We start from the raw sequence: 6,980 nt of genomic DNA, 5'->3' as shown, positions 1-6,980 counted from the left end.
TGGTGGGTCGTGAAGGATTCGAACCTTCGACCAACGGATTAAAAGTCCGCTGCTCTACCGACTGAGCTAACGACCCAACGATATGATTTATTTGAGGAATTTTAAAGAATGAATTACCTTCAAATGGTGCCCGAGGCCAGACTTGAACTGGCACGCCTCGAAAGGCGAGGGATTTTAAATCCCTTGTGTACACACTCTACTTATGTAACTTCTTATACTGATCAATCTCGTGTACCTAGCCAATACACCATGATCCATCCACTAACGCTCTGTGGATGGGCACGATCTTACATAAAAATACTAGTTTGTAAAGCCTGAAAGTATGTATTTTGCTTGAAAACTACATAATTCATACTATGTAACTTATAATGGCGTTAGAAATTGTTATTTTGGATGGCGTTGATATTGTCGCAAACGCATTTAATGCGGTTGCTTCTTTTGTTAAAAATGCCACAGATGGTTTTATGATTATTGATACCATGGACCTGATTGGATTAATTTAGGAATGTTAGGGCAAAAGTGGGGATTACTAGAAACTGATTTTGATCCTAGAAATTATGGGTGTAAAAAATTACGTGATTTGATAAAAAAATATAATGATATTTTTGAATTAAAAATTTCAGGTAAAAGAAATTTTCTTGTTAGGTTAAAAAAGTTGATTTCTTACTGTAAAGAGTGGTAAGTTGAAACCATCAGGATAATCTGATGGTTTATTCATCGAAATGGCTGTGTGTTTAAACGAATTTACTGCAGAATAGGCAGACAAGACGGCGGGACTTTGGCTCCGCTGTTTTCGTTTATAAAACCATTCTTTTTCAAACTGCAAATTTGTATTAATAGCATTTTATTTTTAAGGTAACTATAATAGCCATTATTGAGTTAGTCACAGTATAAAGGGATTCAGACGGCTAGACCGTCAGCCTTAAAAGGTAGCCCTGCACTGTCAGAAGTCGGCTTAGGGATGAAAGAGCGTTTGTTGATACCGCAAACGTTGACACAAAGAAGCCTTAAAGGGTGAGCTGTCTAGGCATAAAATCCGTAACCCACTAGCGGCAATGCGGTAACTCGCAAGTGATAGACGTAGCTTGCAATGGTTAATAGCGTCAAAGTTTAAAGTTTTGGGGAGCGCAAAACTAGGTATCAATAAAAAAATCATATAAAAGCCCATTATGGGCTTTTTTTCTTTTGTTATCCGCCCGGCCAATACCGATTTTTTGCTGCGCACCACGTGGAAAAATTGTGCAAAAGGGAAAGCCTTTTACACCTAATTTTCCCACATTAAAAATCTTGTCTAAATTTACCCACAATCGCTTTACGCTTTCTAACGAAAGCTACTCGGCATAAGTTCATTTTCGCCTTTCTTTAGACTTTAGACGCAAAAATGAACTTAGCACTCGCGCGCGACTATGGCTTAAATTAAGCCAATCGCTTTCTACTGTTCTAATAACTTATAGCAAATTAGTATATTTTCTGACTACCTCAACATCATCTTCAATATATGTTAACGTCACCTTAATATCTTTATGTCCTAAAAGCTGCTTGGCAACATAAAGATTCTCTGGTTTTTTCATAAGATTCGTTGCAGCTGTATGTCTAAAGCGATGAGGGGAGCTAATTATCCCTGTATACTTCGATATTACTTTGAATAAATAACTTACTTGATCTGCTGTCATTTCTTTCCCTTTACGTTTAACCGCTGTTGAAAATAGATTGATATTAAAAAATTGGGATTCGGGGGGCTGTTTCAGCTTTTTCAATTCATTTAGTAATTTATTCAAGTATGGGTAAAGAGTCGTTGAGATGGGAAGCGTGTGATATTCGTGATTTTTGTTTATTTTTGGTGAAATATGGATGACTTGATTTATTAAATCAATATCCTTGATTCTTAATTTGTTTAATTGAGAGCGACGAATTGCAGTATAACGAAATGTCATGATTATCGCTCGAGTGAACCATAACGGGCGGAGTATTGCCGGGAGGTGTTTTGATTCTTTAATACCAAAACTCAGTCTATCTAAATCAGAAGAAGTGTAAACTTTTCTTTTTCGTTTTCCTTCTCTAATAAACAGTCCGTCAAAAGGATTTTTTATAAATGGAAGAAGCTGCTTCTCAATGCCAAATTTAAAGATAGTTTTGAGCTGGCGAACATAACTATTCCATGTCACCTCAATGATAGATTTTCCAACTACTGTTTGACGCCATTGAAGTATCAGTAATTCTGATACTTCATCCGGAAATTTTACATTGCAATTATGTTGTAGCTGTCTAATTGCTTTCTCATAACTTTTTACTGTATCTACACGTAAATGTCGGTATAAAAAAATTTATCAAGTAACGTATCAAATGTAAGTCTATTCATTGTCATTCTCCTCAATAAGTGATAAATGTAAATTATCAATTGGAATTCTATTACCGAAAAAATAATCGGTTTTATCGATTAAATACCCTATCAAATGAGAAGTTTTCCTTGGCCCAACAACCTTACAACGCCAAAAATTCACACTATCATTATTTGATTGACGGTATTTACGGTGTAATTTAAGGTCTTGAAAACTATATTGCAAACTTTCAATATCCTTTTTGGTAAAATTAGTGATGCCTTTACTATTAAAAAACACCTGGAATATACCAGGTGTAACGAGGAAAAGTTGACCTTTAACGATATGTAATTTCGCACTTGTATTGTTGATAGTCAGAGTATTCCCAATAATTCCAGCTTTTAGCCATTCAACAAAACTTTCACCGGAAATAACTACACTTTCTTTTGATTTCTCTAACTTCCTTTGAGAAGTAGCCTCTTCCATAATCGGTAAAGCCACCGCTAACTGTTCAGACTCCTCTACCTGCGATGTTTCTTCTACAATTGATGAATTTTCAGGTGATCCCATTGGAGGGAACAAATCCATTACTAAATCTGCCATATCAACGGATTCTTTTATTATTTCTCCTTCTTTTTTAGAGGATTGTTGAGCGGATATATTTTCAGGTGACGAAATATTGACACTTTCTGCTACCATAGGAATACTCATCGTTGATTCAATGGTAGCTTGAGTATTTTCATCGTCTAATAATGCATCAGTTTCAATATCTACGCGCCCTAAAAATGTGCTTGGTCTGTCGTCTAGATTTTCCCATGCAACCTCGGGTCTTATTCTTAACAAGGAAAAGGCCTTAGGCGGACACCAACCTGAATCAGCTTTAATTCGGCAATGCCAAATTGCGGTCCCATCTGTTGTGCTTTCAATAATTCCTAGTGATTGCATCTCATTAAATAATTTAGGATTATCTGCCGGAGCTGAAATGCCTTGCTCTAAAAGGTAAGCTCGAATTTGATCAGCCGTAGGTTTACTCATCAACCATAATGCTTCTTCTGTAAGCCAACCATCTGCTGGACCTTTAGGCGTGTTAATTTTAAATTTATGCTGCAGTAAATGACGTAATGCCATAACAAGCTGTTTTGCAAAAGATGTTCCTGGTTTCTGAACCAGTTTAGATACATCTCCACCTAATGCAAGAGCGACACTGTTTTGGTCTGCTTTTTGTACTATCTCAGATAGTAGCCCTGACTTATCCTTATGATCAGCCATTGCATACATTAATGATGAGAAGGCTTCTGGATATTCAGCTAACCACTCAAATGCCTCATGAGGGATCAGATAACTGGCTAGATAGCTTCCAGTTACAGGGTGAAGCTCATAATCTCTACCTTTGATATACTTGAATTTATAAGATTGAGTTGGAATCCCATTCCAGGGAAACCAACGAGTACCGTCCTTTAACTGAATTTCTATATCGACAATAACTTTACCAATGTCATGAACAAGTGCCGCATAAATAACTGCTGCAGTCCAAGCATCTCGTTGTCTAGATTGTTCTTCCGGTGCTGCATTTTGTGGTAACACATAACTTTGACGAAGTTTTGCTGCAAATGAAAGTACTTCAAGCCCGTGATCAAGCATACCTCCCAAATGTGAATGGTGATGGGATTCTGAAGCAGGTAATAATTGAACCATTTCCGCATACCGTTCAATCGGTTTCTTGTACAATTCATTGAACATATCTTGCGTCATAGAAACTTGCTGCCAAATTAAATTTAAGTATTTTTGACGTAATTCGGTATCAAGTAGTTTTGACGCAGGGAAAGGCGTTATCCAACCATCATTATCTGCTTTTGGTTGAGATAAATTAAGATCTTGTAAATTCAGTCTGATATCTAGGGAATCTTGTTTTTTCCCTCTTAATTTATTAAAAATAGATGAAAACATTTCCTAAAACTCGCTATTTTTCTAAAAGGATATCGATTTATGCAATCATCTCAATGAATAAATAATTATGAATCGAAGATAGATGTCAATGCCATTTAGCCCTTTTGAAAAAGCCTTTTAGCCTTTTCAGATAAGACCTTTCCCTTGGGAAAGGTTACCTTTATGGCATTACCCTTAATCCCGTTAGGGATTCCCTTAACCTTTTGGCTTTTTTGGTGTATCATCACCCTACTAGTTCCTATTTATGGAGAAAATTTATGATTTTCAAAGAACCTGGATACGATGAATTTTTAGCTAAAGAAATTCAAGATGGCCTTGATGATGCTGCGAATGGTAGATACTGTACAGCGGAGCAATTTAAACAAGAGATGGAGTCATTATTAACTCGCAAAGAACAAGAGCTACAATCTTTAGAGGGTAATGTAGCATATGGCTAAACCTTGGGTTATTACAGATAAGGCTAAAAGAAATATAGCTCAGATTTTGGATAATGTTATTGAATATACTTCTCATACGGAGACAGGCACTAGGCTATATAGTGAGCTTGTTGAAAAATTCAATTTAATAGGAATGTTACCTAAATGTGGGAAACTTAGGGCTGATCAAATGAGTACAAGAGAGGTTTTTTCTAGATCTTACCGTATTGTATACCAAGAATTTGATGACCATATTAAAATCTTGACCGTCATTCATAGCCGTCAGTTATATCCCCCAAGAGAGAAAAATAATATTTAGACAGATCTTAACACCACGCAATTCCACGCCATTAGTAGTAAAAATGCCATACTGCTAAATTATTCATTGTACATTTCATCTTCACTTTCGTAATCCCCATAATCAATTTCTGACTCATTGCCATCCTCTAATAACTGTGATTCTAATATTTTTTGATCTTCATCATCTAAAAATTTCCAATAGTTACAGATGAGCTCGTTTTCTCCATACTTTTCCCATATTCCTGGATAAAAATATTCAGCCTCAACATGACAAATCCCTCCTTCATGCGGATTTCTTATATTTGCCACAGATTTAAAACTTATGACTATGATAGCCGTAACAAAAAATAGGTAATATTTCATTTTTATTATTAACTTTGTGAACGTCTACCTATCCTAAATACCCTAGTTTCAGGTTAATAGCTTTATCTAGAAACTCTCTTGAAGATAAAAACAGATTATCAATGATGATACAGGAATAAATCTCTATGATTCAGTCTAGAAACTTTGAGTTAGGTTTTTAGACAGTCTAAAAACTATCGAAGGGTAAGATTTTAGACTAGTAATACTAGGCAGTATAAAAAGTTTTAAGTTTTGACTATGAGGAGATGGGAATGGTAAAAGAAGAATATAAAACGATAATTCATAATGGGTTTGAATATGCAATCCCTAGTTTTGTCGATGGCAGAACAAGCATACTTAAAATATTACGAGAAGATGAAAGTGGAAATTTGATATTTAGCTACCTCGGACATGAAATGACAGCCTTTAAGGTTGGAAAAGCTGATGAAGAAAATCTTCCCTCTAAAAAAACAAATTCAGCTATTTTAAAGTGGATTATTCTAAGCTTGGTTCTAATAGTAGCTATTAGTATTTATTTTTATTAAGTTTTGCACACAAGGATATTAAATGGAATTCAAAAATTTCTCTTTCATTACATCTAATTTAATGTTTTTTTTGGTATCAGTGGGACTAGCTATTGAGATAGTAAAATGGATAAGCCCAATCCTAAATGGAGATAACGTTATTGGTATTGTTATCGTTAAAGTTATATTTTTAATAATTTGTGTATCGGGTGTTTATTCCGTTTTATCAAGACTAAACACTTTGCTTTTTAGAGCGGTAGATAAGACTAATTCTTAAGTTTTGACAATAAGGAGCTAACTATGGATATAAAAACCAAGTCTGATAAAAACTCTTTATGGAATTTAATTAACTCAAATCTTCTTCTGGGGATGATAACGGCTTATTTACTTATCCTCTTAATCTTTGGAGGAGCATGGTTTTTCTTCTTTAAAGATGCCCCCGGCACTGGATTTGAAGCTTTCCAAAGCGGTATAAAAAACATGATTATATTTGTAGCCAAAATAGTGACAGCTGCAATTATCTTGCTTCCTAGCACACACTTGATTAATTTTGTTGAAGAAAAATTAAAAATAGAAAGTGCGGCATTTTCTATAAAATTAGGAGTAATGATTCTGAATTTTTTTATCGGAATATGTATTCTGATTATTCCATTTTATTTTGAACTAAATTTATTTTCATGGTTGATAAATAGAATTTTTTAATTGAATATCTTAAACGTTAAGTTTTGAACAAAGGAGAAAAACGATGGTAGAAATATTCAGTTTAGTGGCATTGTGGCTTTGCATAATTTCGTTGTGGATTAGAGTTTATCTTTTAGAAAAGAAGATTATTGAGCTTAAAAGCAAAATTGATAAATCTTAAGTTTTGCACATAGAATATAGATAGGAGGTTGTTTATGAATATAAGTTTATATTTTGGTTTATTTATGCTTGTATCCGGAGGAATTTTTGCAATGATAGGAAAAATGCTCTTTGTTAGAGAGACCAATGCACATCAAAACAAACAAGAACAAGATTTAGAGATACCACGTAGATTTATAAAAACTGGCATTTTAGGAATGATGCTTGGTCTTTTATTAATTGCTATATATCTACTTGATTATTACTTTATTATGCCATAGATAACTTTAAGT

Annotated in this window: 12 protein-coding genes and 1 tRNA gene; 8 read left to right on the top strand and 5 right to left on the bottom strand. The window is 34.5% G+C overall.

Annotated elements, in window-relative coordinates; translation table 11 throughout:
* Window positions 1–76 (bottom strand) — tRNA-Lys (locus tag QZ106_RS08650).
* A 292-nt stretch (window positions 77–368) separates the two neighbouring features.
* Here QZ106_RS08650 and QZ106_RS08645 point away from each other — a divergent pair.
* Complete coding sequence (locus QZ106_RS08645) at window positions 369–503, top strand: hypothetical protein (protein ID WP_295976462.1); 135 nt, start codon at window positions 369–371, stop codon at window positions 501–503.
* Window positions 504–505: 2 nt separating this feature from the next.
* Window positions 506–682 carry an OST-HTH/LOTUS domain-containing protein gene (locus QZ106_RS08640; RefSeq protein WP_295976461.1) on the top strand — a complete coding sequence of 59 codons (177 nt, stop codon included), beginning with the start codon at window positions 506–508 and terminating at the stop codon, window positions 680–682.
* A gap of 451 nt (window positions 683–1,133) precedes the next feature.
* Here the strand turns inward: QZ106_RS08640 and QZ106_RS08635 are convergent, their stop codons facing one another.
* The 3 genes from QZ106_RS08635 to mobH form a co-directional block, all read right to left on the bottom strand.
* Entirely contained in the window at window positions 1,134–1,307 is a 174-nt protein-coding gene (locus tag QZ106_RS08635; protein ID WP_295976460.1) for a hypothetical protein, read from the bottom strand.
* A 141-nt stretch (window positions 1,308–1,448) separates the two neighbouring features.
* Window positions 1,449–2,270, bottom strand: a complete 822-nt coding sequence (locus tag QZ106_RS08630; protein WP_295976463.1) for a site-specific integrase — start codon at window positions 2,268–2,270, stop codon at window positions 1,449–1,451.
* Between the two features lie 81 nt (window positions 2,271–2,351).
* On the bottom strand, window positions 2,352–4,265 hold the full coding sequence (gene mobH, locus QZ106_RS08625) for a MobH family relaxase (RefSeq protein ID WP_295976459.1): 1,914 nt from the start codon (window positions 4,263–4,265) through the stop codon (window positions 2,352–2,354).
* 257 nt (window positions 4,266–4,522) lie between these two features.
* Here mobH and QZ106_RS08620 point away from each other — a divergent pair, with 257 nt between their 5' ends.
* Together QZ106_RS08620 and QZ106_RS08615 are read left to right on the top strand one after the other, a co-directional pair.
* Window positions 4,523–4,702 carry a hypothetical protein gene (locus QZ106_RS08620; RefSeq protein ID WP_295976458.1) on the top strand — a complete coding sequence of 60 codons (180 nt, stop codon included), beginning with the start codon at window positions 4,523–4,525 and terminating at the stop codon, window positions 4,700–4,702.
* A complete protein-coding gene (locus QZ106_RS08615; RefSeq protein ID WP_295976457.1) occupies window positions 4,695–5,000 on the top strand; it encodes a type II toxin-antitoxin system RelE/ParE family toxin in 306 nt (101 codons plus the stop codon). Before QZ106_RS08620 ends, QZ106_RS08615 begins: the two co-directional genes overlap by 8 nt.
* 59 nt (window positions 5,001–5,059) lie before the next feature.
* Here QZ106_RS08615 and QZ106_RS08610 read toward each other — a convergent pair whose 3' ends face one another.
* Window positions 5,060–5,344 (bottom strand): hypothetical protein, encoded by a 285-nt coding sequence (locus QZ106_RS08610; RefSeq protein ID WP_295976456.1) that lies wholly within the window; start codon window positions 5,342–5,344, stop codon window positions 5,060–5,062.
* Between the two features lie 251 nt (window positions 5,345–5,595).
* Between QZ106_RS08610 and QZ106_RS08605 the strand changes: the two genes are divergently transcribed.
* The 4 genes from QZ106_RS08605 to QZ106_RS08590 all read left to right on the top strand — a co-directional run bounded on the left by QZ106_RS08605 (window position 5,596) and on the right by QZ106_RS08590 (window position 6,968).
* On the top strand, window positions 5,596–5,868 hold the full coding sequence (locus QZ106_RS08605; protein WP_295976455.1) for a hypothetical protein: 273 nt from the start codon (window positions 5,596–5,598) through the stop codon (window positions 5,866–5,868).
* 22 nt (window positions 5,869–5,890) lie between these two features.
* Window positions 5,891–6,124 (top strand): hypothetical protein, encoded by a 234-nt coding sequence (locus QZ106_RS08600; protein WP_295976454.1) that lies wholly within the window; start codon window positions 5,891–5,893, stop codon window positions 6,122–6,124.
* A gap of 23 nt (window positions 6,125–6,147) precedes the next feature.
* On the top strand, window positions 6,148–6,549 hold the full coding sequence (locus QZ106_RS08595) for a hypothetical protein (protein ID WP_295976453.1): 402 nt from the start codon (window positions 6,148–6,150) through the stop codon (window positions 6,547–6,549).
* Between the two features lie 194 nt (window positions 6,550–6,743).
* Window positions 6,744–6,968, top strand: a complete 225-nt coding sequence (locus QZ106_RS08590; protein ID WP_295976452.1) for a hypothetical protein — start codon at window positions 6,744–6,746, stop codon at window positions 6,966–6,968.
* Window positions 6,969–6,980 lie beyond the last annotated feature (12 nt).

The sequence above is a fragment of the uncultured Aggregatibacter sp. genome (assembly GCF_901873365.1).
Lineage (GTDB): Bacteria > Pseudomonadota > Gammaproteobacteria > Enterobacterales > Pasteurellaceae > Aggregatibacter.
This window is presented reverse-complemented; position numbering and strand designations above follow the sequence as displayed.